Here is a 23,447-nt window from a genome sequence, read left to right as displayed (position 1 = left end):
GGGATGGTCCCGTCTGCCCGGAAGGGGCCTTCGATGCGCACGATCCATCGCGACATCTCCGCAGTCTCCCGCACCCTCGACATCCCGTTCGCGGACCTCGCGGGGACCCGCACGAACCACGGCGAGATCATGCTCTACCTCGCCATCGGCGGAGACCTCCTCGCAGCGCTGACGCTGTCGGTGAAGCCGCTCGGACTCGATCTTGAACCCGACCAGATCGCCGTCCGCGCCTACGGGGACCACCGCTACCTTCCTCGCACGTTCAAGGCCTCCGGGATCGCCGAGCCCGTGAACATGCTCGAGAACGGCGGCTCCCCGGTCGTGATCATGGCGCTGGCGCCGTGCCTGCTCGAGCGCCTGCCGGCCTCCGCTACTGAGCTGGCTGCGGCCTGACCTCACCCGACGCTCCCGCCCACTGGACGAGGAGACATCCTCGTGGAGGTCCATCGTGCCTGATCGACTGCTCGCCCGCTGGCCGCTGGCCGCGTTGCTCGCCGCCCTCTTCGCAGCATCCGCCACCGGCGCCGTGCTCGCGGTGCTCCTCGCCCCTCCGGGGGGTCGCGGTGTCCTCGTCATGGCCGCCGGAGCGCCGCTCCTCGCCTCGCCGGTGGCCGTGCGTGAGTGGGTGTCGATCCGGTTGCGGCCTGCACCCTTCGCGCAGGACGTGCGCACGCCCGCAGAGGTGCTGGTTCCCGGAGCCATCCATGACCGGACCATCGCGCCGGGGACGCCGCGCCGACTCGCCGTGGCTCGACCCGGCAGCGAGACCGTGGAGCAACTGAGATCGGTGCGGGAGCGACTGCGATCCTCGACCGCGGAAGATGCCGCTTCCTACGTCCGTCACGTCACCGCCGCCGGTTCGATCGACCCGGTCCACGACCAGTGCGCGCGTCGACGCGCCCTCCAGACGTTCCTCGAACTGGTCCCGCTCGCCTCGGTCGTCGCGATCGCCATGCTCACAGGCCTTGTCTGGGCGGCAGTCGCAGCAGGGCTCGCGGTGGTCCTCGCAGGGCTGTTGCTGCGTCGCTTCCGGATTCCCGTGCCCGTCAGCCGCGTGGAGGAGGCGCCGACCGCGGGCTACAGCCCGTTCACCGAGATCGGTTGCGTAGGAGGGAATCTCGCCGAAGAGTCGACTTTCGCCGGCGCCGGCGCCGTAGGAATCGCGGGGGAGAAGCGGACCGCGGAACTGCTCGAGACCTGGCTGGCCGAGGTCAGCCGGGTCGCGATCTTCCACTCGCTGCGCTTCCCCGGCTCGTCCCGAGCAGACATCGACCACATCGCGCTGATCGGGCACCGGCTGTTCGTGATCGACTCGAAGGCGTGGCGCGGCGGGGCCTACCGGCAGACCACGGCCGACAGCGTGGTGACCGAAGGAGGTGAGGTGCGGACATCGTCGATGACGGCGGCGGCCGCGCCGCTCTCCGCCGCAGGGTGGGGAGACGTCCAGGTGCTCACCGTCATCCATGCCACCAGCGGCGCGATCGAGGTGTCCGGTGCCGGGGACGGGGGTCACATGGTCGTCACGCCAGTGGACCTGACGCGCCTGCTGATGGAGGAGCGGGATCGCGGAGGATCGATGCTGTGGACGCCGGAGGACGCAGAGCGGTTCGAGGCCAACGTGACTCGTCTGCGGCGGATGCTCGTCCGCCCCCGCGGCGACCGGGCCACATCAGTCGCACCTCGTCTTGCGTGAGCTCGGGCAGGATGGAGCCATGAGCACCGCCCGCACAGTCCCCTCTCCGCCCGTGAAGGTGCCCGGGACCGTGGCGGCGACCTCGTGGGACGCAGGTCGGATCTGGCTCTGGCAGGTCACCGGATGGTTCTACGGGGCGCGCGCGCGCGCGCAACGAGGACGCCCCATCGCGGCGGCGCTGAACAGCCTCTACGCGGTCGTCGGCCTCCTCACCCCGTACCTCCTGATCCCGATCTACATCGCGCTGATCGCTGCGCCGAGCACGAGCTACAGGTTCGATTCCGCACGCACCGCGGTCCTCGCGGTCTCCGCGACCCGGGACTCGTGGTCGATCCATGACCACGTGGCGAAACGCCCCGGAGACGGCGCCGGACGTCGCCTTCGCCGGCAACTGCTCCCCACCCTGTTGGCGGACGCGGATCGCCGCGGCATCCTAGTCACGCTGGAGACCTCGGTGCCCGAGCTGGCCGACGCCTACTGCGAGGACATCGAGGGCCTCCGCAAGGTCGGCAAGGGAGTCCTGCTGCGGCGGCTCTACAGGCGCGACCCGGTCCCGGGAGCCGAATCCCGGTAGACGAAGGCTGGTCCTGTGGACGGACGGTCCCGCCCACTGTCGGAGGTGAGAACGCCGCCGAGCAGGAGGACACGATGGCCAAGACCCGCAAGAAGGACACCGGCGAGCAGGGCAACCGGGGCGAGTTCGGCACCGTCCGACGCAGCGAGGCCGACGTCGCAGTCGTGCCGGATACCGCTGATCCGCTGGTGGAACGCTTCGGGTTCGACGTGCGCACCGCCGATCCCGTCGAGTTCGACGAGCATGCACAGGCGGAAGCCCAGAAGGCGTCGAAGGCACGGTCGCGCCATGACTCCCGACTCCATACGCCGCATCGTGCGATCGGGGACCGGAAGCGACCGAGCGGGGCCTGGGGCAAGAGCGACGAGCAGACGCCGCAGGCGGCCCGCGAATGGGTGATGCTGGCCGATGGAGGCGCGGCATCGGAGCCCACGGGGGCACGCATCCGCCAGCCTTTGCGAGATGCGGAGCAGTCCCAGCAGGAGCTGGAGGAAGCACGGCAGAGGGTCGAGGACCTTGAAGAGGCGTTTCGGATCCGCGGAGGATGGAACCGGGCCTTCCTCGTGTCCAACGCGAATGGGCACGTCCACTCGAGCATGAGTCGCTCGACGTGCCGTCCGACCACCACGTTCGCGTGGATGACCCAGTACTCGGGCGCTGAGGAGGACGCGATCGTCGCGGACGCCGGGCATCGCGCCTGCACCGCCTGCTACCCCTCGGCGCCGCTCGGTGACGCGCACAGCCTGCCCACGAAGATGTTCACCCCCGACGAGGTTGCCGCCCAGACGGCGAAGGAGGAGCGCGAGGCTTGGGCGGCGCTGTCCCCAGCTGAGAAGCGGGCTCGGAAGCGGGCGGAGAAGCTCGCCGCTGCCGTGTCGAAGACCGGCAAGCCGCGCGGTTCGAGGAGAACCTGGGCGAGGCCGGGAAGGTGCGGGAGGTGATCTCTACCGAGCGCGACGCTGAGCGGGCGTGGGAGCGAGGAATCGGTGATGCGATCAACCTGCGTCGGACGGAGGGGGAGACGCGACCAGAGTTCGCGCAGTACCGCCGGGAGCAGGAGGCACGGGCGGCGTGGCGGGCCCGGATGCGGCCGGTGATCGCCCGGACCCTCGCTGAGAAGCACGGGACCACGGCCATCGAAGAGAAGAGGCGTCTCGACGAGCTGACCAGCACCTACTACGCCGAGAAGTTCCCCCAGCTCGCCGAAGCGTTCGAGCCGGACCCGGAGGACGACTTCCGCTGATCTGCACGCCGTGCGGCCGCCGAGTCCTGCCAGAGCGCACGGCCGCCCACTGAGGAGGACATGAGTTCCCGCAACCGCTCCCCGCGCTTCGCTCGTGCCCGCACGGTGCTCGCGCTGCTGCTCGCCGTCGTGGCCGTCGCCCTGTTCGCCTCGGCTCATCGCGCGGAGCCGCGCGAGATCGTCGAGACCCTCCGCGAGGGTGACCCGTTCTCGAGCTCGGCCCAGGCCACCCAGGCGGGGGAGTGGCTGGATTCGGGACCGACTCGCATCGATCCGCAGGAACTGGCGGGGCTGGACGTTGCAGAGCAGGATCGCTCCGCCGACGACTACGACCGCGAGGACGGGTTCGGCCAAGCATGGCTGGATGTCGACGGCAACGGCTGCGACACCCGCTCAGACATCCTCGCCAGAGATCTCGCGGAGTTCACCTACAAGAGTGGATCGACCTGCAAGATCGCCGACGGCACGCTGAACGATCCGTACACCGGCACCGTCATCGACGGTGACCTCAGCGAGCACGTGCAGATCGACCACGTCGTCTCCCTCGCCGACGCCTGGTACTCCGGCGCGAGCGACTGGGACGCCGAGCGGCGTGAGCGTTTCGCCAACGACCCGGAGAACCTCGTCGCGGTCGATGCCGCCACCAACATGTCCAAGAGCGACGACTCGATCTCCGAGTGGTATCCGCGCTGGGACTCCCCGAGCCAGAAGGCCGAGTGCCGCTACGGCGCCCAGTACGTCCACGTCCTGGATACCTACGAGCTGTCGGTCACCAGCGACGACTACCTGCACCTCAAGCGGCTCGAGATCGATTGCCGCTCCCTCGAGGAGGGGTGAGGAGGATCCGTGCACCAGAGATTGTCTGCCTCGCGCTGGTTGACCTTGACCGACGACTACGTCATGCGCGTCACGCACCTGTGCGACCGGCGTGCCGGGAACACGACCCCCTGCGCCGAGGAGAACGTGCCGGACACCGTCTGCTTCGCCCGGGCTCATCGTCTCCGGGAGGGGACGAGCGTCGAGGATCTGAACCGGATCGAGGACCGCACGGTCACGGCTGGGATCTACGGGGCTGCGATCGCGGTCGGAGCCGCTCCAGTCATGCTCCTAGCGGCCCTCGCCCTCACGATCAGCGGGGATGTGCAAAGGAGTGCCTCCCTCGCCTTGGCCGCGGGAGTGCTCGGGGCAGTGTCGATCGTCCACGCGGTACTGGCCGTGGCTGGCGAGACCGCGCGCCTGCTGACTTCGAGGCTTCTTGGTGGTGACTCCGCCCCTGTCGCGGTTGCCTCGGCTGAGCGTGTGGCCGAGCAGGTGCGCATACTCGACCGGCAGGGAGCTCTCGAGCGCGGCGCCGACGTCGAGCATGTCCTTGATGCCGGTTACCGGGCTCTCGGTTCCCCGCGCGCGAGCGCGTCTGAGATCGCCGAGCTCCTCGAGTCGCCTGTGCTCGACAGGACTGTGCGTCGTAGCTTCCCGGCCGGGCGGTGACCGGCCCCGCCCACTTCCCCGGGTGAGCCGACTTCGAGGAGATGACCGATGGGCGCGCAGATCACCCGTAAGAAGGACACCGGCGAGCAGGGCAATGGCGGCCAGTTCGGCTCCGTCACCCGCCAGGACGCCGACGTCGCCGTGCCGGAGGGGGTGCGAGATGAAGCGCGGGCGCATCCTGCTGATCAGCCTGCGACGAACCCCGCCCTCCGAGACGTCCCCCAGGACTCGAGGCTCCGTTCCATGGGCGTGGTGAAGTGGACGCTCGACCGCCAGGAGGCGGAGCGATACGCCGAGTCGATCGGCACCGCCGGCGCACACCGCCTTGCCCAACTGGGCGCGGACTACTTCGTCGTGGACAAGTACGGCCGGTTCGATGCCTACGTGTCCTCGCCCGATGGTGACTACCTCCTGGAGGGGCGCAAGGACTCTGTCGATCTACTGCTCGGCGCGGAGATCAACGATCAAGGGGAGAAGGCAGAGGAGGCGGGGGTCGTCGTCGATGTGGCGTCCATCGACGCTCACACGGGCGAGGTGACGAGTGTGGAGTGGGGACGCCGGGAGCCGGGCCGCCGACCGAGTTTCCACCGTGGTCGGACGTACGAGTCGAGCGAGAGGGGCCAGGGGCCGTTCGGGGACCTCCGCATCGGCGACTGGTCCCAGCATGGTGTGCAGCAGCTGGCCAGCGACCTCACCAACGACGCCACGCTGCAGCGGATCCAGGCTTCGAGGGGCTGACCCGCCGCGTCCCCGCCCACTTCACCCTGTGACCAGACCATGAGGAGAAGCGCATGAACACGCAGATCACCCGTAAGAAGGACACCGGCGAGCAGGGCAATGGCGGCCAGTTCGGCTCCGTCACCCGAGCCGAGGCCCAGGTGTCAGTCTCCGCACCGGACGGGGACTTCGAGACGCGGTATCGCGAGAAGCGCCTCGCCTCCAATCGCGCCTTCCGTGAGTACGAGCGGCTCTCCGTTGAGACCAACGAGATGGCCGTCGACAAGATCAGCCGAATCGCAGCTCGGCACGCCCCGGCAGATGCCGTCGCGGTCGGGGTCGCCTCCTTCCCCGATGACGAGCCCGAGCGCCCTGAAGATTCCCTGCGCGGCTTGGTCTGGGTGCGATCGGACGGAACCTCCGAGAACGTCGACGACCACGAGTGCGGGGACGAGATGTACGACGAGTGGGGCAACGTCGACCGCGGACCGATCCCCTTCCACCCCCACGCCGGCCTCATCGAGCGCCAAGACACCGGACTTCCTGTTGAGCCCTTGGAGCGCTCCGACGTCGAGTTCGTCATCCCCATCCGCGGCCGCGGGATGTGCGAAAAGGGCGCCTGGCACAGCTGACTCCCCGCTCCCACGCGACGGGCACGACGTCCGAGACCAGACTGGACGCTCGGCCGAGGCGCACCAGGCAAGGGTCCTGCGACGGGACGGCCCCGCCCACTTCCTCCATCGAGACCACCGCGAGGGAGGAACCGTCCATGGCCACCACGAAGATCCGCAAGAAGGACACCGGCGAGCAGGGCAACCCCGGCGAGTTCGGGACGGTGTCCCGATCCGACGCGGTCGTGGAGGTCTGCCCTGAACCTCCGCATGGCGACCCCGTCATCGGCGAGGACACCGAGATCGACCCCACCGCAGAACTCGGCGAGGGGGCGCGCATCGGCGACGGCGTGCGGATCGGTCGGGGTACCCACATCGGCCCCGGAGCCATCGTGGGCGACGGCGTGCGGATCGCCGACGGTGCGAGGGTCGGCAAGAGCTCGGTGCTCGGCGAGGACGTGGAAATCGGACCGGATGCGGTGCTCGGCTACGGCGTCTCTCTCGGAGAGCGCACCACCGTCGGCGGGATGGTCGCTCTCGAGCACGGGGTGCAGGTCGGAGAGGTCACCGGTATCGGGGGCTCGGCTCGCATCGGCCGGGGGACCACCATCGGCTCGCACGTCCAGGTCTGGGCGAGCACCGCGATCGACCAGGACTCGACGGTCGAGGACGAGGTGAGGATCGAGGACCACGCGGTCATCCGGCATTCCGTGACGGTCGGCGACAACAGCGAGATCGGCACACGGACGGAGATCGAGGCCGGCGGCGTCCTCGGCGACGGCACAACCGTGGGCGATCGGAGCCGAGTCCACGGCACCTTCGGCGCTGACACCAAGATCGGGGACCGCTCCCGCATCCTGGGCGGCTCCACCTGGGGTCGGGCCGCGCGCATCGGGGACAAGGTGCAGGTGCAGACGGACCACCGCTCTCTCATCGACGAGGCGAGCATCGACGACGACGTCCGAGTCGAGCGGACGGTCATCAAGGGCGAGATCAGCATCGCCGAGGGAGCGCAGCTGAACGGCGTCTCCGACGAGATCGTGATCGACGGCCCGGTGTACATCGGCTCGGGAGCCTCTCTCCGCGGCGCGATCGAGATCGGACCTCAGGTGGAACTCGGAGAGGGCGCGGTGCTCGAGTCCGACCGCCCCAGGATGGAGGCCCGACCCATCACGGTCGGCGAGGGCACGGTCCTCTACGACCGGGTGAAGGTCCGCCGCGGCGCCCAGCTGGGGGAGAAGAACCTGGTGGGGACAGGGAGTGAGGTCGGGATGCGGGTGACTACCGGCCCGTCCACCACCATCGGTGACAATGCCACTATTGGGGATGATGCCATCGTCAACGGCGCTGAGGTCGGCGATGGCTCCCGGGTGGGCCACGGAGCAGAGCTTGGGCACGGCGCGACCCTGGGAGACGGAGCGGTGCTCGAAGACAACGTGATCATCGACCAGTACGCCCGCGTGGAGGCCGAGGGCTATGTCGCCAGGGGAGAGGTCGTCGCCGCGACCGGCTGACCGCGTCCCGCCGCGTGAGCCGACCGCCCACTGTCTCGACATGAAAACCCCTGTGGCCACTCAGAACTCCGCCCCCGCCGCGACCAACCGGCCACTGGCCGACACTCTCTTCGGAGCATCTCCGACCGTCGCCTCCGAGCTCGAGGGATGCGACCGCTGCGGCTCCGCGGCCGCCAAGGTGAAGGCTCGCTACGTCACCGGTCCCGTGTACCTGTGCGGGCATCACACCCGGCTGTCCTGGGACGAGCTCGAGCGCACTGCTCTGAGTATCCGTGCCGACCTCCCGGCGAGCTCCTTCCACCTTCCGATGGCGCCGCGGGATGCCCCGCCGCCGGCCAAGGTCCCGTGAACCGCTCCGAGCGCCCACTGCCCAGACGACCCCGAGATCTCGAAGGAGGACCCATGAGGTCGCACGCCAACATCGCAGAGCTCGCCGACGACCACGACGTCCTGCACGCCGCCGGCTGGCCGATCAGCCGCATCTGTCGCGAGCTGACCGACGAGCAGATCGAGGAGATGATCGATGCATACCTCGCCCGCAGCGACGATGCCGTGGCCGGGGCGCTGGCCACCATCCTCGAGGAGGATCGGAGCCGCGGGGAGCGTCCTGGCGCAGGCGCGCGCTCTGACACTCAGGCTCCGCGCACCCGTGAGAGGAGGCGTGCACCCTGCATGGTTCGGAGCAGAGCTTCCGCGGCGATCACACCCTGACCGCTCTTTCAGGTGCCCCTGCGCGGTACTCGCTCGCCAGCCGGCTGATCAGCTCGAGATCCTCGCGTCGGGTCTTCCGCTCGGGGAACGCCTGGGACAGGGTCGGCGTCTGAGGGTCGTCGCTGACCGCTCCTTCGCGAAGCGCTTCCACAGTGGAGTCAACCGTGCAGGGCCCGTCGACGAGAGGTCGGACTGTGCAGATTGCATCCGATATTTCGACGTATGCGCGTTGCAACTTGACGGGCGTGGCGAGGTTATTGACCGACATATGCAGATCGTGTTCGGACAGCTCGATGAGACGTCGCCACAAGGGCGTCAGTCGCCGGAGTTCGTACCAGGCGACAATCTCATCGTAGACCCGCTCACCGAATACGAGGACTGCCGTCCCAGTAACGCTCACGGACAGGAATAAGGGAGACCATTTCAGGACGTTCGACAGTTCTGCCGATTGCCCTGTGTTCAGGTAGATCATCAGCGTGACATTGACCCAGATGAACCCGAAGAGTCCGGCAGAGATCACCGCCATGGCAATGGTATTGATTGGCCTCCGCCGGAGGTCGGTCAGTATCCGCCCCCATCCGACGGTGGCGATGCGGAACAACCCCCAGATGCAGAACACGGGGAAGGCAATCAGGTAGGTGAATGATGCAAGATCGTGGTCCTGCATGCTAGGCACGCCGGTAGTTGCGGCGGGGTTCTCAAGGTAGGCGGGCCACGCGACGATCATGAGAATGATTATTGCCGATGTCCTAATTGTGACGCCGCGCTTTCCTGGGAGCGACCTGCTCGTCTCGCGAAGATCATCGAGATGATCTCGAGCGCCCCGATGAGGGTGCACGCGCATATATGCCACAGGACATCTCCGATCAGCAGGAGGTGGTCGACAGCGGAACGTGTCCCGTACGCCATCGCCCCGATGACGATCGAGAAGAGCGAGACAAGAATTGCCTTGTGCGTCGTAGTCGCCGACCTATCCCGTTGGCTCCAGAGGCGCCCTGCGGTGATGCCGGTCGCGACCACTGAGATGGCAATGAAGGGCCAGTTCATCCGCCGATCACCGCCAGCGTTCGTCGTAGTAGGTGTGCCCGCCGCGCATCAGGCGGCGCCGCAACTCGATGGAGATGTGGGTCGCGACCGTTTCCGCATCGGTCTCGGCGGTCTGCGCGTAAGCCTGACGTGCGGCGACGACCGAGTCTGCCAGGCGGGCATCGAGCCCGCTCAGGAGGCCAGTCTCCAGGAGCTCCTGTCCGAGGGAGCCTTCATGGTCATGCCCGAGGAGTGCGTGAGCGATCTCGTGACAGACGATCGCCGCCAGGCGCTCCGGTGAGGCTTTCTCGGCGACGGCAATGTAGTCGGCCTGCTCGGTGGAGATCAGCAGACCAGAGAGCGCCGACTCCAAGGGGGCGTGCAACAGTCGCATCTCTCGCCCTCGGAGCTCGGACATCGCGGAGAGCAGGTCGGAGATGTCGCCGCTGGGAGGCATGATCTGGTCGGCCTTCCTCAGCGCGCTCCTGACCTGTCGCGAGTAGCGTCCTCGAAGCATCGCCGCCCCCTAGTGCACCGTGACGACTCTTCGGATCGCTTCAACGATAGCGCGCCGCGCCTCACGTCCCTCTCGGGTCGGGAGGATCGGGTAGACGTGCAGGCTCCCTGCCTGTTCGTAGTACGTAACATTCGCCCCCTTGGCACGGGCCGCGTCGACGAAGAGTCGGGTATCGGGGTTCAGCAAGTCGCGGGTGCCGCTGAAGATGATCAGCTCACCGGCTCCTCGAGGGTCGCCGAGGAACGGGTTCAGTATCGGATCCTCGCGATGCTCCCCGATCCACATCTCGGTGAGAAGCGACTGGCCATTCTTCACGAGCCAGGGATCGAACGGCTGAACCTCGTCGATCTCGGGGTTCTCCATCCGCATGTCGAGCGCCGGGGAGATGAGCACGGTGAGGTCCGCAGGGGAGCCCTGATCCTTCAGGAGCAAGCTGGTGGAGAGCGCGATCGTGCCTCCCGCGGAGTCCCCCATGAGCACGAGTGGACGCGCGGCATCTCGCGCCAGCTCTGCGACGATGGGGGTCACGGTCTCTGCGCTACCGCCGGTCTGGACCAATGGGTACACCGGCGGCACGACATCCACCGACGCTTCGCGCGCCACCTCTTTGCACCAGGGACCAGTGCTGCGGAGCGGCCTCGTTCATCCATCCTCCTCCATGGAGGTAGATGACGGCCCCTCGAGACGAGGCCCCAGAGGGAGAAACCGTGTGGACATCCCACCCGTGGACCTCTCTCGAGGTGAGGGTGACGCCCTTGGCCAGTCGAGAAGGGGGCGCTGAGGGGTCGCGGATGCCGCGTTGTTCGATCGAGGTATCGACGGACGTGGTCTCGAGTGAGGTGATCCTTGTTCGAGCGTCGCAGGCGCATGATGGTAGGCATCAAGCGCGAGAGCACGCTCAAGCTCGAGCGGCGCTCACGCATTTCGGTCTTGCTGGTCACCACCGCTGTCGAGCCCTTCAATACGTCTGATCTGATCGAGTAGCGCGAGCACCGATCCGAGGCTGTCGGATGACACCCCATGCGCTCGCATCATGATCTGCTGGACTCCAGTGTCGCGCATGGCTACCAGCGCCTGGAGCGACTCCTCGATCTCGGCGGCGACGGAGTCGTCGACGAAGTAGTCCAGTGGGACCCGGAAAATCTCTGCGAGGCCGGCGAGAAGGCGGAACGACGGGTTGGACCGGCGCCCCGCCCTCATGGCGCGGATGTGATTCGGGGTCACGGAGATCCCCTCGCTCCGCAGAGCCTCCACGATGCTGGTCGAGGTGTGCATCTCCGACCCACCCTCGTCGCGCGGGACGGTTCGGAACAGGAGGTCGAGACGTTCAGCGAGGTGCGGGACGTGGTCCGAGGACGGATCGTTCGACATCGCGTTCCCATCTCCCATCCCTGATCGGCCTTCGGTCGGCGGCTCTCTGGCCCTGTCGGTACCCGAAGATACCTTGGGATCGAGCGCTCGGCAATCTACAGATGCGCGACGCTAGCTACGGCGCGTCCACGGGTTGCAATCTGTAGATGCGTGTGTGAGGCTCGCCGCACCTAGAGATGCGGCGAAGTGTCTCCCGCCCCGATCCCGCCGGAATCACCGGAGGAGCTCCTATGATCCCGAACCTCCCCTCCCACCAGGCCGACTCTCGGGGCGTCTTCACACACGGGGGAGGACAGTGATGGACCGGCGCCTCGCCCCTCCCGACGTGCTTCAGCACCATCGCCGATGCGAATGCGACGCGGACACCGTGGGCACCCCATGGAAGGCTGACCTCTGCGCGATCCTCCACACCCACGACCAGAACCAGCGCCGTGAGCTGATCGAAGCCTTCCTCGTCGCACAGGAGCCCTCGATTGCACGAGTTCTCGCCCGTGTCCAGCGTGTCGCCCGCCTCGAGCCGCGCGAGCGGCCCGTCGCGCTCTCCTACTTCGGACAGGCCCTCCTGCAGATGGTGGACAAGCGCTGGTTGGCCAAGAACGGCGGGGGCGCCAGCCACGTCTTCAACTACTCCTCGAACCTGCCGGTGATCCTCGAGGCCGAGACTCGAGCATACTTGCGTGAGGACCGCCGCAAGGGCCTTCTGGACGGCACTGCGGGAGCCCCTGGGGGCGACACTCAGAGCCGTCGCGATGCCCTCGTTCAGAAGTCCCGGCGACTGTTCGAGCTCGAGTACCAGCGCCCCGCCACCAACAACGAACTCGTCGCCTTCCACAACGAACGGATGCACGCGACGCGCAAGGATGCCGCGCGCCAGTCGGTTCTCATCACCAGGGATCACCTGAGCACCGCGAGGGTCGTCCCGCTCGACGACCCTGACGTGGCCGACGACGTGCATCTGACCACGGTCGACGACCCGGACCTCGACGTCGAGGACCGAAGCCAGCTCATCACCTCCGTCATCCAGCGCTGCGAAGCTCTGGACGAGGACCGAGAGCGCCGGCGCCGGTGCGCGCCGCGACGAGCACCTGTGACCGCGGCCGACGTGGCTCGCGCGTACTTCGCCCGCCATCAGGAGGGCGAGTTCCCGACGCGTGCAGAGCTCGTGGAGCGACTGGAGATCACCGAGCCGGTCGCACGCCGAGAGCTCGGCACGCGCCTGCAGGACGTGCTCGGCCTGGCGCGCGAGGCTTTCGCCGGGTACAGCTACAGCCGCTGAGGCCGGGACGGGGTCCTGCGAGGGACGGCACCCGCCCACTGGACGGGTAGATGTCCCCCGCTGTGAAGGAGCCCCTCGTGTCCGCCACCCAGAAGATGATCGGCCGACGTTGCGCGGAGGGCCCGGGTGGCCGCGACTGCGCGTGCTGCGGTCAGGCGCCGGGCAAGGCTCGCACGATGGCGCGACGTACCCGCAAGCGCAGCGAGCGCGCCGCGTGGAAGCGCTCCCTCCGCGAGGAGACTCGTCCGTGAACAACACGACCGACATCGCTCTGTCCATCGCCCGGCAGAAGTTCCGCGCGTTCTTGCAGTTGAGCCACGACCCCGCCGTGGCACGCCTCCTCGACGACGTGGCGACCACGATCGCCGAAGCACTCACCCCGATCGAGACCGACATCGCGACTTCCCCGGAGCTCACGCCCTACGACACCGGAGCCCGCTGCGAGGGCAAGCCCTGGATCCCCTACGGGACCGAGGTCACGGGCGTCACGCCCGAGGAGAACTTCGGCAGGGTCGACTTCGACGACGAGTGCGGCGAGACCGTTGTCGTGATCCACGTCGACGGCGTCCCGGACGACGGCGCGAAGGGCCCCTACGTCGTGCACGTCGACTCGCAGGTCGAAGACGGCGAGCTCGTGGTCGTCCGCGACGACACGAGCCGGGAGCACGACCCACTAGTAGCCGCTCTCGCCCATGTGCTCGTCGAGCGCGACCAGGCCGAGGCGACCCGCCGGCTGTTGACCGGCGACAACAACCTGCTGTGGTCCCGGCGTCTCGGACCGCTGCTCGACGCCCTGCAGGAGGACACCCCTTCGGCCGAGGAGTGCGACGAGTGCAACCAGCGCGCCACGCAGAGCTGGCCGAAGCTCACGCCGCCCGTGCGGCTGTGTGACGGTCGCCTCCACGACGCCCGACGATCCGGATGGGAGCCCGGCGCATGACCCTCAAGCCCCCCGAGCAGATCGCCCGCGAGGAGCGCCCGCCTACATCGGCGACAGCGACACCTCAGACGGGTTCGACCACGACGACATGTGGACCTTCGCCGTCTCGGTGATCCGCACCGACAGCGCCCAGCTGGCCACCGCGCCGCGGGGCACTGCGGCCGTCGCCGGCCTCCGTCCGTTCCCGCGAGCGACGGTGAGCGCCCTCCTCGACGCCTACGCCAAGTGGGACGGCGAGGTCGACACGTTCTGTCTCGCCTGGGACAACTACACGGCAGGCCTCGACTTCCCCTGCCCGGGCATCGAGCACGGCGTCCACAGCACGTACCTCGTCGTCGTCAGCGACGGCTCCTGCGACTTCTGCGGCGACAAGAACAGAGGCTGACCCGGCATGAAGCGCATCAAGCACCACCTGATCAACCACCTCCCTTTCGGCCGCCTCGCCCTCGTGGCGTTGAAGGATGGACAGCCGGCGCGCGGCGTATTCCAGCCGATCTCGGCCACCCAGCTGATCGGAGGCTCGTCCTGGAGCCTCTCGTTAATTCGCCTCGGGCCCCATCAGAACCAGGAGCACGACGATGAGTGACCCCGTGCCTGCCATGCACTTCACCTCCGATACCCACTTCCGCCACCGTGTCCTGGCCCGCGAACGCGGCTTCGCCCCCGGCACCCCTTCGGCGACCGACGTCTGCGAGGAGCAGGTGGCCGCACACGACGAGGCGATCATCGCCACCTGGAACCGGCACGTCCGGCCGCACGACATCGTCTGGCATCTGGGCGACCTGGCCCTGGTCGCCCCGCGCAGGCTCGCCGAGATCGTGCCGCGGCTGAACGGGAGGATCCGCCTGGTGCTGGGCAACCACGACCGTGCGCACCCGCTGTTCGGGGAGCGCTCGATCCGTGCGCCGCGCGAGACCCTCGATCTGGGCATCGAGTGGGCAGGAACGTTCGCCGCGGTGAAGGTCCCGCCGACTCGCGAGCTCGGCGCCCGGAACGGATCGGTGCCGCACCGGGTCCTGCTCTCGCACTTCCCCTACTTCGCCGATCACACCGACGGCCCGCGCGAGACCCAGTGGAGGCTCCGGGACGAGGGTGCGACGCTACTCCACGGGCACACCCATTCGGTCTCAGCGACGGAAGCGGCCCTGCCCCGGCAGATCCACGTCGGCTGGGACGCGTGGGGACGCCCCGCCGCCGCCCCCGAGATCGCCGCCCTCATCGAAGACCGCATCCGCTGAGCGAGTGTCGGCCCCATGGGAGATGATCGACGCTCGAACCGGCCACAGCAGAGGATTCACCCCATGGACGACGGACCCGAGGACAGGACAGCGAGGGAGCGCGCCGCTCGCCAGATCGATGCGCGGGCGGCTCGGTTCGGCGCCGGGCTCGTCTCCCTTCTGACTGCAGGGTTCCTGGGCTACGGCGGGTTCTTGCTCGTGCGTGGGGAGTTCTTCAAGTCGGCCGGGGCGCTGCTCGTCGCCGTCCTCGGCGCGTTCGCCGTGTTCATCCTCAGCGACGTGAACCGTGACATCGGGACGCAGCGGACCGCTCGGAGAATCGCCCTGGCCATCGTGCCGTTCGCGCGCGCTGGCGAACCTGATCCAGATCCTCCTCTGACCGCTGGATCAGCGGGGTCAGGTCAGCTAGCCCCTGGCCCGATTCGTCCTCTGGTTCGCCGACATCATCGGAGCCTTCGCGGGATGACGCGGTGCCCTCTTCGCCGCGGCGGAGCCGAGGCTCTGGGAGGGGCGATCGTCGATCCCGTCGCCACCGTGCGGATGCCGCACCGATCTCGGAGGTTCAGATCAGCGGCGCCATCGAATCCAGTGCGCGGTGGCGGAACAGGACGTGAGGCTGGTCGAGGTCCGCGCCGGCGTCGTTGCCAATGGTGCCGATCACTCGGGTGAGCGACGCGAAGGTCGCCCCGTGGGACTCGGTCTCTGCAGCGGGGTCGAGGTTCAGGCACGTCGGCACGATGTAGCCGCGGACGTGCCCGCCGCGGCCGAGGCGGGCGGAGAGGGCCCGCACTTCGTCGCGGACGACGTTGCGGTGGACCAGGCCGTCGCTGATGACGTCGGATCCCGCGATCTCCAGCCCGTCCCCACCGACCGGTGGGATCGCGATCAGGTGGATGGCCTTGCCGACCACGACCGCCACCTGGGATCGCACCGGCGAGGCTCCCGCTCGAGGTGTGACGCGGTCCGGGAGCAGGATGACCCGCACCCCTGTGCGGTGCCCGAAGGCGCCGACCAGGGCGCCGACGAGGCGGTCGACGTCGTCGGGACGTGCTCCCAGGGAGGTGGACCCGACCTGGGTGATGAAGGAGCTGTCGATGATGCCGTTCTGCTCGCGGTCTCCATGGTCCGCCATCGAGAGTCCGAAGGAGAGGTACGTGGTCAGGAGGGAGAAGCCCAGGCACAGCGGCGCGCCGAGTGTCGGGAGCGGGGTGCCTGCGTCGAGGTAGATGGTGATCGCTGCGCCTGCGGCCAGGAGCATCGCGGCTCCGAGTCCGATGCGGTGGGTGTGCGTGCGCAGGATCAGCGACAGCGACCATGCGAGGTGGATGGCGAGACCGCAGAGCAGAGCGACGGGGACGGAGACCAGCTCCAGGCGCTCCAAGGGCATGCCCAGGGTCGCCGCGGCCGCGGCGCCTGCGAGGGCCCAGCTCAGGAACGCCAGCACTCGCAGGGCGCGGGGCAGGAACGTGCGTCCTCGCGGGGTCGGGGCGGGGTCATCGTCGGGGGCCGTGTACCAGGACCACGCCGAGGGGTCCACGGTGAGCATGGAGAAGGCGGCATCATCGGGATGGAACACTCGGCGCCGAGGGCTGTCGTGCGGGTGCTTCGTGGTGGTGCCGGGAGGTCTGCTCGAGGCAGGCGTGGCGGGAGGCTCGGCCTCGAGCGTGCGGTCGTAGGCGCCGCGCTTGGTGGGGTTGGACAGGACGTTGTACGCAGAGCTGGCACGCTTTGCCATCTCGTCGTCCCCGCCGGCGTCGGAATGAAGCGCACGCATCTGGGCGCGGAAGGCGGACGTGATGTCGGCCTTCGAGGCGTCTCGGGGGACGCCGAGCGCCTCGTAGTGGGTGATCGGCATGTCCGCCCTCCTGTGCAGTGGTCGTTCTGCCGGATCAGTGGGCGGCAGGAGCGTCTCGCGGGTCGATCATGCTGCGACCGGGATGGTCAGCGCGTCGTGGAGCATGCACGAGGCGATGCTCGCAGCGTCATCGGTCGAGGCGCCCTGAGAGCAGATGACGCCTGCCCACATCGCGCACACCAGCATGCGGCTCGAGGTGAGCCCCTGGGAGCCTGCGCTGTGCGCGACGGCGACGGCGACGAGCCGGTCTCGAATCTGGGGGAGGTTCTGGGTGGCGATGGCGGTGACGAGAGCGGGCATTTCCGGGCCTTCCACGGAGGGTTCGCGTACATCTTCCAGTGGGCGGGGCCATGGTTCCGCGGGACATTCTTGATCCCCTTGACCTGCATCGATGGTGTGCCCGCGATCGAATCAGGTAATCTAGTCCTGTCGTCGGCGGATGGGGCCAAGACAGGGTATGCACAAGACCCCGGGGAGATCGTCTCCTCGGGGTCTTGCCTTCGGTTCTCAGCGAATCCTGGCGACCGTGAGTCGCCGATCCTCGCAGGCGGTGATCTCCTCGTGGTCGGCGTCGAAGCCGGTGAGGATCTTGTCTGCGTCCCCAGACTGGGCGAACCCGACTTCGGCAGATGCGTCGAGGGTGATGCGGTCCTCGTCGGTCAGGTCGGACTCGGCGATCATGTAGGTCTCGGTGACCTCGGACAGGAATCTGCGCGTGTACATACGGGTTCCCACCGGCCCTCCCCTGGAATCGGTGTCGGCGGCTCCAGGAGTGGGCGGCGTCGCCGTCCGGCGGGACGATCGTCCGAGGCTCTCACCGCTCGTCTGCTGGTTCCCTCGGGCGTCGGATCTGCGGCTTGTCGTAGCCGCCGAGGAACGCGAGGGGGACCGCGTAGGTGATGTGGCTGTCGGGGATGGTGAGTTCGACGTCATCGGATTCGGTGGGGTCGGCGTGGACGTCTACGGAGGTGGAGAGCCCTCGGGTGCCGACCCCGACGATGCGGTCTCCGGTGCGCAGTCGCCGTGGGTCGTCGAGGGTGAACGCCTCTCCGAAGTGGTCATCGGGGAGGGGCTCGCCGCTGTCCGCGAGCACCTGCGCATGGGAGTTCGGCCATCGAGAAGCGGGCACGTCCAGCGCGGCGGGGTCTCCGAGCAGTTCGAGTCCGGGCGGGGAGCTCGCGGCACCGGCGACAGCTGGCAGGGCGATGATCCGAGAGGCGATGTCCTCGAGCTTCGCGGCCATGTCCCGGTAGGTGTAGGCGATCAGGACGTCGCCGGCGAACCCCACGTCGTCGATGCCGGCGTACTGCTTGCGTTCGTCGAGGAGCTCACTGGTCGAGGCGATCGTGATTCCGGCCCGGAGGGCTTCCTCGATCAGGTAGTTGTTCGGGGTGAGGAGCGGAGCGAGGGCGTGGCGTCCATGCCCCAGGGTCGCGGACATGGCCTGGACACGGTGGATTGCGGCGTCGGCCGAGCGAGCGAGGTAGGCGAACTTCCAGGCGTCCTCGCGGGATGCTTCCCGGCAGGCGACTGCCAGAAGCAGTAGATCTGCGATCCGCCCGCCCTCCGCCGTCCGAGGTCCCGGCAGGCGAGTCCGGTGTTCGGGCGGGAGGTGGACGATGTCTCGAGCCCGCTCGTTGGACCACTTCGTCTCGGAGTAGATCGACTGCATGCGCGCCTCGATCTCGCTGGTCCGCTGGTATTGGTCCAGCGCTTCGCTGCGGAAGCTGCGATAGGTGCGGGAAGGTACAGGCGCGGCGTCCTGATCAGCGGAGCGGACGGCCTCGCTGAGGAGGTCGACCTGCTCATCGGACAGGCCACGGTCGGGTTCGCGCCGCGGCCGCCAGCTGGCCTCTCCGGGGTTCAGCCCGTACTCGATGTACCAGTAGTCCATGAGGGGTCGGAGACCTTCTCGCTCACGGTTGAGCGTGTAGAAGGAGTCGCGGGTGGGGCGGTCATCCGGGTGCTCTGCCCTCAGCCATTCGTCGGTGACGAGCTGGTCGAGAGCGCTGTTCAGCAGGGGCGGGAGGACGCGGAGCTTCTCCCCGATCCGGTCGCGGCTCATCCCGTTCTCGTGGAGGGCACCGAGCATCAGGATCCGGTCGCGCAGCGGCGCGTTTCGCCAGGGCCCGCCCCTACCTGTGAGCTTGATGTCCATGTCCCCGCCCCCTCTGGCGTCGATCTCTCGTGTCCCCAGGTTCCCCCAGATGCGCGGCGATCTCCAACCTGCGGGTGCGCAGAGGTGCTCCTAGCGGGCCGCGGCGTCGCGTCGGAGGTCGATGTGCAGAGCGCGCTCGAGCCCCTTGATGGTGTTGGGCAGCGACTTGTGATCCGAGGGTGTGTGCGGCATGTTGTAGCGCCGACCTTCGTACTCAGCCTGGTAGTGACCGCCGGGGGTCAGTTCGAGGCGGACCCCGCGGGCCCTGAGCAGGTTGTGCGGCTCGCGCATCGAGGTGGGGTAGCGGGTTCCGCTGCCTCCGCTGTAGTGAGGGATCGGGGGCGCCGAGCGGGGCTTGGTGGCCAGTGCCCGTGCAGCGGGCAGGATGGAGAGCACCACCTGGTCCGTGAGCCCGAGCACGATTGCATGGTCTCCGCGAAGGACGACGGCGCGCCGGCCTGTGTGGTCGACCCATTCGTCGTCCGGGCGATCGAGGGTGGCGTGGAGGTCTTCGCGCGTCAGGCCGAGACGGTCCAGATACGGCGACGCCCCGTCGATGATCTGAAGTTGCTGTGGGGACGGTACGGCGGGGAGCGTGCCCGCGTTCTCTCCGCTGGTGCTGGTGAACACCGGCTCCTCTGGGGTGGACGTTGCGGTGAGGTCGGCCGCGGGCGGTGCGGGCTTCGGGGAGGCGCTCGGGGCTGCGGTGGTGGGCACGGATGAGGTCAGAAGGGCTCTGAGCTCATCGACCTCCTCGTGGCTGAGGTCGATCTCGACGGTGGCTCCGGGGGCGAAGAGGAGGGTGAGCATCGCGCCGGTGTCGCATCGCTCGATGGTGAACCGGGAGGGGCTCGTGGACGCGTTGTGTCTGGTCACTGTTGGTCTCCGTCGAGAGCGCGACTACGGGGTCAGCGGGAGGACGACACCGCCTGTGCCGACGCGTGCCCGGCGGCCGAGCCAGCGTGACTCACCAGCGACCTTGGGTGGCCTGGTGGTGAGGTCGTTCAGTCGACGCTCGATGGTGACGGTGATGGGGCGGGCGGCGACCTCTCGGCCGCGGCGATCGGTGCGCAGGGCGACAGGGTCGCCGATGGCATCGATGCGCCCGGTGGCGATGACGAAGGAGCGCACGGTGATGAGCCCCTCGCGGTGGCGGTAGCTCGCGGGAACGCGGTGGGGTCCCTCGACCGCTGCGCTGAGCTCTGTGTCGCTCATGTCGACGACGCGGAGCAGGGCGGGGTCGGCGTCGAGGCGGACGACGAGGTGTCCGGGGTCGTCGCTGCCCTTGGCGGCCACCTCGCCGCTCGTGGCCAGGGAGCGGACGGCGTCGATGTCGAGACGCGGAACCAGGCCGTGGTCGACGAGGTGGGACAGGGAGGAGCGGTCCACGTCGGCGATCCGTGCGGCGAGGGCGATCGGGAGCCGCTCATCGAGGTCGGGCCTGGTGCTGCGAACGATCGGCATGCGCTCACCATCCCACAGCATGCACAGCAGAGCGAGCAGTACGCAGTTTCAGCGGGCCGCTGTGCCTCAGCATGGAGCGCGTGATGTGTTCAGCGCTCGGTCTACAGCATCCGCCGACAACTGTCGGGAGCACGCTCCTAGCAGGGAGAATGACTCTCATTGTCCGGTAAGAGCCATTATCGGACGAAGGTGTCGACGAGTGATGAAGCCTGATTCTGACTGTCAATCAGTACTGGCCTGGTAGTCAAACGTTGTCCGGCACGAAGGTCTATAGCAACGCTCCGATCCAGCAGGCCGGTCACGATGCGAGAACTGATCGGACACGGTTCGTTGACGGACCCGGTTGGCCTACATGCACTTCCCGTCGGCTTCCCCATGAGGGACTGATCGTGTGACGCCTACTCACCTATACATCCCCTTCAGCCCGGCAGTAGAGGTCTTACTCATGCTTTTAGTCCCTGAATTTCGGGGCGTCGCCGTTCCTGGCTAGCCTGAGCGGGGCTACCGCAGTAGCCGCCGTAACGGTGAATGGGAGACACGACATCATGACCGTGAGCACTGCGCTCCTGAGAGGTGCCCCGTCAGTCGGCACGGAAGCCCGCCGTGGCGTGCATGTGGGCACCCCGCCACTCCGCTGGGCCTTGGCCGACGCGTGGTTCGGGGTGTCCGCGTGAGTTCGATGCGTATCAGGATCTTTGTCGTGTGTGCCGCGGCGCCCTGGGCGGTGCTGTGGACAGTGGTCGCGGCGACCTCGGCAGGGGCTCCGGTGTCGATCGAGCTGGTCGATGCAGGGCCCATCGTGCGGTGGGGCCTGCCAATAGTCGATGTGCTCGGTGATCTGACCTCGGCAGGGGCCGTGGCGTGCCTGGTGCTGGCGCTCGTCGTACTGCCTCGCTGCGTGGACTCGACGGGCCCGACGCGTTCGCATGAGGGGATGACGACTCGACGTTTCCACCCGGCGTTCGAGCGTGCGCTGGATATCGGAACGGGACTCGGTGCGACGTGGTCGATGCTTGCTGGTGGTCCGCATCGTGTTGGGGTATGCGCTAGCGGCCGGTCAGGCACCCTTCACTCCGCGCTTCGGATCCGACCTCCTGATGTACGTGACCAGGCTCGAGCTCGGTCAGTATCAGCTCGCCGGTGCGGCATTCGTCGCGGTGGCCTCGACGATGCTGATCGCCGTCCGCTCCAGGACGGGACTCGTGCTTTCGCTCGGCCTGATGCTCGCAGCGCTGGTGACGAAGTCCATGACCGGCCACGCCGCGGGTCAGACGTCCCACGAAGCGGCGACCAGCGCCATGATCGTGCACCTCGTCGCTGCAGGGGTGTGGCTGGGCGGCCTTGCACTGCTGGTGCTTGCTCTCCGGGCGGCTCGGCGCGAAACTGCCGGCGCGGCCGAGCGATTCAGCGCCCTGGCACTTGCCTGCTACGGCGCGCTTGTCCTCAGCGGGATCGCGTCGGCGCTGGTCCGGTTTTCGAGCCCGGTGGACCTGTTCACCTCGGCGTACGGGTGGATGATCGTGGCGAAGACTGTCTTGCTGATTCTGCTGGGTGGGGCGGGATGGTGGCGGCGCCGCGACGCGTTGGGACGACTGCGTGATGCGGGGGAGAGAGTCTTCTTCCTCCGGCTCGTCACGGGAGAGGTGTTCCTGGTCACGGCAGCGACCGGACTTGGCGCCCCCCTCTCGAACTCGGCGCCTCCAGTTCCGGACGAGCCCGAGCCGGCCACATCGACCGCAGAAGGGGGCCTACCCCCGGTTCGTGGACACGGGGGTTGTTTACGCCGCGAGCGCGAGTTTATCGGTGTAGGTGCGTTCGTAGGTGTTCGGGGACTGGTAGCGGCACCAGGAGTGGCGGCGCTTGGTGTTGTAGCGGGTCAGCCAGCGGAACATCGTGCGGCGGGCGGTGAGCTCGTCGGTGAAGCACGCGGCGTCGCGGAGGACCTCGCGTTTCGCCGTCGCGTTGAAGGATTCCGCCATCGCGTTGTCGGCGCTGGAGCCGACGGCTCCCATCGACTGGGTCACGCCGAGCCGGGCGCAGAGATCGGCGTAGGCCTTCGAGGTGTAGACCGAACCGTGGTCGCTGTGGAAGATCGCTCCTGCCAGAGATCCACGGGTCGCGGCGGCGGCCTTGAGTGCATCAGCGACGAGGTCGGTTCGCATGTGGTCCGCGATCGCCCAGCCCACCAGGCGGCGGCTGTAGCAGTCGATCACCGTGGCGAGATACAGGTTCCCACCCCCGCCGGTCTCGGACAGCGGCAGGTAGGTGATGTCACCGACGTAGCGCCGGTTCGGCGCCTCGGCGGTGAAGTCCCGGCCCAGCAGGTCGGGAACGACCCGGTCGGTAGGCTCCGGCACCGTCGTGCGGTGCCGGCGCTTCTTGACGAACCCGGCGAGGCCAGCGGTCCGCATCACGCGGGCGACCCGCTTGTGGTTCACGCGGTCCTCGAGTGCGGCACCGTCGTTGAGCTCGGCCGTGATCCGTGGGACACCCTGAGCGTCGTCCTTGGCGTGGATGATGCGGATCCGCTCCAGCGACTCCGCATCGTGGGCGGCTCTCTCGGCCCGTGCCGGGGCGCCTGCCTGCCAGGCGTAGTAGGAGGAACGCTCGATCTCGACGAGCTCGCACAGTCGCTTCACCGGGTAGGTGGCGTGGTGGTCGGCGACGAACTGGAAGCGACTCACCAGCGCGTCTCCCCAGCGAAATACTTAGCGGCTTTCTGGAGGATCTCCCGCTCCGTGGTGAGCTTCGTCGTCTCCGCTCTCAACTGGGCGTTCTCTGCTTCCAGGCGAGCGACGCGTTGCTCGAGCGGCTCATTGGGATCGGCCGTGCTGGGCGTCGGCGCGGACCGCAACGGACTGTCGGTCAGCGTGCCGTCAGCCGCGGTCTTCTTCCCACTCCCGTGGGTCTCGAGCCACTGTCGCGGCGTGCCTCGGACGATCCCGAGGTCCTCCGCGATACCGCGGAGCGTCGCTCCCGGTGTCGACTCGTACAGGTCAACCGCCTGCTGGCGAAACTCTTCGGAGTAGTTCTTCCTGGCCATGGTTCATG

Annotated in this window: 28 protein-coding genes and 1 pseudogene; 18 read left to right on the top strand and 11 right to left on the bottom strand. The window is 68.1% G+C overall.

Annotation, left to right across the window (positions count from 1 at the left end):
• The first annotated feature begins 33 nt into the window (after positions 1–33).
• The 12 genes from WKH84_RS04440 to WKH84_RS04385 all read left to right on the top strand — a co-directional run bounded on the left by WKH84_RS04440 (position 34) and on the right by WKH84_RS04385 (position 8,551).
• Entirely contained in the window at positions 34–393 is a 360-nt protein-coding gene (locus WKH84_RS04440) for a hypothetical protein (protein ID WP_341855748.1), read from the top strand.
• Positions 394–448: 55 nt separating this feature from the next.
• Complete coding sequence (locus WKH84_RS04435; RefSeq protein WP_341855747.1) at positions 449–1,693, top strand: nuclease-related domain-containing protein; 1,245 nt, start codon at positions 449–451, stop codon at positions 1,691–1,693.
• 19 nt (positions 1,694–1,712) lie between these two features.
• Entirely contained in the window at positions 1,713–2,267 is a 555-nt protein-coding gene (locus WKH84_RS04430; RefSeq protein ID WP_341855746.1) for a hypothetical protein, read from the top strand.
• Between the two features lie 74 nt (positions 2,268–2,341).
• Positions 2,342–3,208, top strand: coding sequence for a hypothetical protein (locus WKH84_RS04425; protein ID WP_341855745.1), 867 nt, complete (start codon positions 2,342–2,344; stop codon positions 3,206–3,208).
• The gene (locus tag WKH84_RS04420; RefSeq protein WP_341855744.1) at positions 3,205–3,510 is read left to right on the top strand and encodes a hypothetical protein; all 306 of its coding nucleotides are present in this window, start codon (positions 3,205–3,207) and stop codon (positions 3,508–3,510) included. Before WKH84_RS04425 ends, WKH84_RS04420 begins: the two co-directional genes overlap by 4 nt.
• A gap of 60 nt (positions 3,511–3,570) precedes the next feature.
• Entirely contained in the window at positions 3,571–4,347 is a 777-nt protein-coding gene (locus WKH84_RS04415) for an HNH endonuclease family protein (RefSeq protein ID WP_341855743.1), read from the top strand.
• Positions 4,348–4,473: 126 nt separating this feature from the next.
• The gene (locus WKH84_RS04410) at positions 4,474–4,998 is read left to right on the top strand and encodes a hypothetical protein (protein WP_341855742.1); all 525 of its coding nucleotides are present in this window, start codon (positions 4,474–4,476) and stop codon (positions 4,996–4,998) included.
• Positions 4,999–5,046: 48 nt separating this feature from the next.
• Positions 5,047–5,736 (top strand): hypothetical protein, encoded by a 690-nt coding sequence (locus WKH84_RS04405; protein WP_341855741.1) that lies wholly within the window; start codon positions 5,047–5,049, stop codon positions 5,734–5,736.
• A gap of 53 nt (positions 5,737–5,789) precedes the next feature.
• Positions 5,790–6,347, top strand: coding sequence for a hypothetical protein (locus WKH84_RS04400; protein ID WP_341855740.1), 558 nt, complete (start codon positions 5,790–5,792; stop codon positions 6,345–6,347).
• Between the two features lie 137 nt (positions 6,348–6,484).
• Entirely contained in the window at positions 6,485–7,840 is a 1,356-nt protein-coding gene (locus WKH84_RS04395; RefSeq protein WP_341855739.1) for a DapH/DapD/GlmU-related protein, read from the top strand.
• A 52-nt stretch (positions 7,841–7,892) separates the two neighbouring features.
• Positions 7,893–8,189, top strand: coding sequence for a hypothetical protein (locus WKH84_RS04390; RefSeq protein WP_341855738.1), 297 nt, complete (start codon positions 7,893–7,895; stop codon positions 8,187–8,189).
• A gap of 53 nt (positions 8,190–8,242) precedes the next feature.
• The gene (locus tag WKH84_RS04385; RefSeq protein WP_341855737.1) at positions 8,243–8,551 is read left to right on the top strand and encodes a hypothetical protein; all 309 of its coding nucleotides are present in this window, start codon (positions 8,243–8,245) and stop codon (positions 8,549–8,551) included.
• On the opposite strand, the gene WKH84_RS04380 is transcribed toward WKH84_RS04385, so the two are convergent.
• From WKH84_RS04380 to WKH84_RS04365, 4 genes and pseudogenes are all read right to left on the bottom strand, one after another.
• Positions 8,541–9,278 carry a DUF6545 domain-containing protein gene (locus WKH84_RS04380; protein ID WP_341855736.1) on the bottom strand — a complete coding sequence of 246 codons (738 nt, stop codon included), beginning with the start codon at positions 9,276–9,278 and terminating at the stop codon, positions 8,541–8,543. The genes WKH84_RS04385 and WKH84_RS04380 overlap by 11 nt on opposite strands.
• 327 nt (positions 9,279–9,605) lie before the next feature.
• A complete protein-coding gene (locus WKH84_RS04375; RefSeq protein ID WP_341855735.1) occupies positions 9,606–9,950 on the bottom strand; it encodes a hypothetical protein in 345 nt (114 codons plus the stop codon).
• Between the two features lie 153 nt (positions 9,951–10,103).
• A pseudogene (locus tag WKH84_RS04370) lies at positions 10,104–10,700 on the bottom strand (alpha/beta hydrolase); the annotation flags it as partial.
• Positions 10,701–11,009: 309 nt separating this feature from the next.
• Positions 11,010–11,465 carry a helix-turn-helix domain-containing protein gene (locus WKH84_RS04365; RefSeq protein WP_341855734.1) on the bottom strand — a complete coding sequence of 152 codons (456 nt, stop codon included), beginning with the start codon at positions 11,463–11,465 and terminating at the stop codon, positions 11,010–11,012.
• 367 nt (positions 11,466–11,832) lie between these two features.
• Between WKH84_RS04365 and WKH84_RS04360 the strand changes: the two genes are divergently transcribed.
• From WKH84_RS04360 to WKH84_RS04335, 6 genes are all read left to right on the top strand, one after another.
• Positions 11,833–12,741 carry a hypothetical protein gene (locus tag WKH84_RS04360; protein ID WP_341855733.1) on the top strand — a complete coding sequence of 303 codons (909 nt, stop codon included), beginning with the start codon at positions 11,833–11,835 and terminating at the stop codon, positions 12,739–12,741.
• 77 nt (positions 12,742–12,818) lie between these two features.
• Complete coding sequence (locus WKH84_RS04355; protein ID WP_341855732.1) at positions 12,819–12,992, top strand: hypothetical protein; 174 nt, start codon at positions 12,819–12,821, stop codon at positions 12,990–12,992.
• Positions 12,989–13,681, top strand: coding sequence for a hypothetical protein (locus tag WKH84_RS04350; RefSeq protein WP_341855731.1), 693 nt, complete (start codon positions 12,989–12,991; stop codon positions 13,679–13,681). Before WKH84_RS04355 ends, WKH84_RS04350 begins: the two co-directional genes overlap by 4 nt.
• A gap of 88 nt (positions 13,682–13,769) precedes the next feature.
• Positions 13,770–14,066, top strand: coding sequence for a hypothetical protein (locus tag WKH84_RS04345; RefSeq protein ID WP_341855730.1), 297 nt, complete (start codon positions 13,770–13,772; stop codon positions 14,064–14,066).
• A gap of 6 nt (positions 14,067–14,072) precedes the next feature.
• Positions 14,073–14,267 (top strand): hypothetical protein, encoded by a 195-nt coding sequence (locus WKH84_RS04340; RefSeq protein ID WP_341855729.1) that lies wholly within the window; start codon positions 14,073–14,075, stop codon positions 14,265–14,267.
• Entirely contained in the window at positions 14,260–14,919 is a 660-nt protein-coding gene (locus tag WKH84_RS04335) for a metallophosphoesterase (protein ID WP_341855728.1), read from the top strand. The genes WKH84_RS04340 and WKH84_RS04335 overlap by 8 nt, the downstream gene beginning before the upstream one ends.
• 562 nt (positions 14,920–15,481) lie before the next feature.
• Here the strand turns inward: WKH84_RS04335 and WKH84_RS04330 are convergent.
• The 7 genes from WKH84_RS04330 to WKH84_RS04300 form a co-directional block, all read right to left on the bottom strand.
• Complete coding sequence (locus tag WKH84_RS04330) at positions 15,482–16,774, bottom strand: J domain-containing protein (RefSeq protein ID WP_341855727.1); 1,293 nt, start codon at positions 16,772–16,774, stop codon at positions 15,482–15,484.
• A 66-nt stretch (positions 16,775–16,840) separates the two neighbouring features.
• Entirely contained in the window at positions 16,841–17,074 is a 234-nt protein-coding gene (locus WKH84_RS04325) for a hypothetical protein (protein ID WP_341855726.1), read from the bottom strand.
• Between the two features lie 207 nt (positions 17,075–17,281).
• Entirely contained in the window at positions 17,282–17,509 is a 228-nt protein-coding gene (locus WKH84_RS04320) for a hypothetical protein (RefSeq protein WP_341855725.1), read from the bottom strand.
• A 79-nt stretch (positions 17,510–17,588) separates the two neighbouring features.
• Positions 17,589–18,932, bottom strand: a complete 1,344-nt coding sequence (locus WKH84_RS04315) for a hypothetical protein (RefSeq protein ID WP_341855724.1) — start codon at positions 18,930–18,932, stop codon at positions 17,589–17,591.
• 90 nt (positions 18,933–19,022) lie between these two features.
• Positions 19,023–19,808, bottom strand: a complete 786-nt coding sequence (locus WKH84_RS04310) for a hypothetical protein (protein WP_341855723.1) — start codon at positions 19,806–19,808, stop codon at positions 19,023–19,025.
• Positions 19,809–19,832: 24 nt separating this feature from the next.
• Positions 19,833–20,396: a hypothetical protein gene (locus tag WKH84_RS04305; RefSeq protein ID WP_341855722.1), complete on the bottom strand. Its 564-nt coding sequence runs from the start codon at positions 20,394–20,396 to the stop codon at positions 19,833–19,835.
• Between the two features lie 1,778 nt (positions 20,397–22,174).
• A protein-coding gene (locus WKH84_RS04300) for an IS3 family transposase (RefSeq protein ID WP_341855721.1) occupies positions 22,175–23,439 on the bottom strand; the annotation gives its coding sequence in 2 pieces (ribosomal slippage) (positions 22,175–23,091 and positions 23,091–23,439; 1,266 coding nt in all).
• Positions 23,440–23,447: the final 8 nt, after the last annotated feature.

Origin of the sequence: Brachybacterium sp. GPGPB12 (assembly GCF_038396325.1) — a bacterium.
Classification (GTDB): Bacteria; Actinomycetota; Actinomycetes; order Actinomycetales; family Dermabacteraceae; genus Brachybacterium; species Brachybacterium conglomeratum.
Note: the sequence above shows the minus strand (reverse complement) of the source record. Positions and strands in the feature narration are given on the sequence as shown.

Bases quoted from the DNA above. Each gene is read 5' to 3' on its own strand.
- WKH84_RS04440 (WP_341855748.1), top strand. From the start codon at position 34: ATGCGCACGATCCATCGCGACATCTCCGCAGTCTCCCGCACCCTCGAC.
- WKH84_RS04430 (WP_341855746.1), top strand. From the start codon at position 1,713: ATGAGCACCGCCCGCACAGTCCCCTCTCCGCCCGTGAAGGTGCCCGGG.
- WKH84_RS04425 (WP_341855745.1), top strand. From the start codon at position 2,342: ATGGCCAAGACCCGCAAGAAGGACACCGGCGAGCAGGGCAACCGGGGC.
- WKH84_RS04415 (WP_341855743.1), top strand. From the start codon at position 3,571: ATGAGTTCCCGCAACCGCTCCCCGCGCTTCGCTCGTGCCCGCACGGTG.
- WKH84_RS04405 (WP_341855741.1), top strand. From the start codon at position 5,047: ATGGGCGCGCAGATCACCCGTAAGAAGGACACCGGCGAGCAGGGCAAT.
- WKH84_RS04400 (WP_341855740.1), top strand. From the start codon at position 5,790: ATGAACACGCAGATCACCCGTAAGAAGGACACCGGCGAGCAGGGCAAT.
- WKH84_RS04395 (WP_341855739.1), top strand. From the start codon at position 6,485: ATGGCCACCACGAAGATCCGCAAGAAGGACACCGGCGAGCAGGGCAAC.
- WKH84_RS04385 (WP_341855737.1), top strand. From the start codon at position 8,243: ATGAGGTCGCACGCCAACATCGCAGAGCTCGCCGACGACCACGACGTC.
- WKH84_RS04380 (WP_341855736.1), bottom strand. From the start codon at position 9,278: ATGATCGTCGCGTGGCCCGCCTACCTTGAGAACCCCGCCGCAACTACC.
- WKH84_RS04365 (WP_341855734.1), bottom strand. From the start codon at position 11,465: ATGTCGAACGATCCGTCCTCGGACCACGTCCCGCACCTCGCTGAACGT.
- WKH84_RS04345 (WP_341855730.1), top strand. From the start codon at position 13,770: ATGTGGACCTTCGCCGTCTCGGTGATCCGCACCGACAGCGCCCAGCTG.
- WKH84_RS04340 (WP_341855729.1), top strand. From the start codon at position 14,073: ATGAAGCGCATCAAGCACCACCTGATCAACCACCTCCCTTTCGGCCGC.
- WKH84_RS04335 (WP_341855728.1), top strand. From the start codon at position 14,260: ATGAGTGACCCCGTGCCTGCCATGCACTTCACCTCCGATACCCACTTC.
- WKH84_RS04330 (WP_341855727.1), bottom strand. From the start codon at position 16,774: ATGCCGATCACCCACTACGAGGCGCTCGGCGTCCCCCGAGACGCCTCG.
- WKH84_RS04325 (WP_341855726.1), bottom strand. From the start codon at position 17,074: ATGCCCGCTCTCGTCACCGCCATCGCCACCCAGAACCTCCCCCAGATT.
- WKH84_RS04315 (WP_341855724.1), bottom strand. From the start codon at position 18,932: ATGGACATCAAGCTCACAGGTAGGGGCGGGCCCTGGCGAAACGCGCCG.
- WKH84_RS04305 (WP_341855722.1), bottom strand. From the start codon at position 20,396: ATGCCGATCGTTCGCAGCACCAGGCCCGACCTCGATGAGCGGCTCCCG.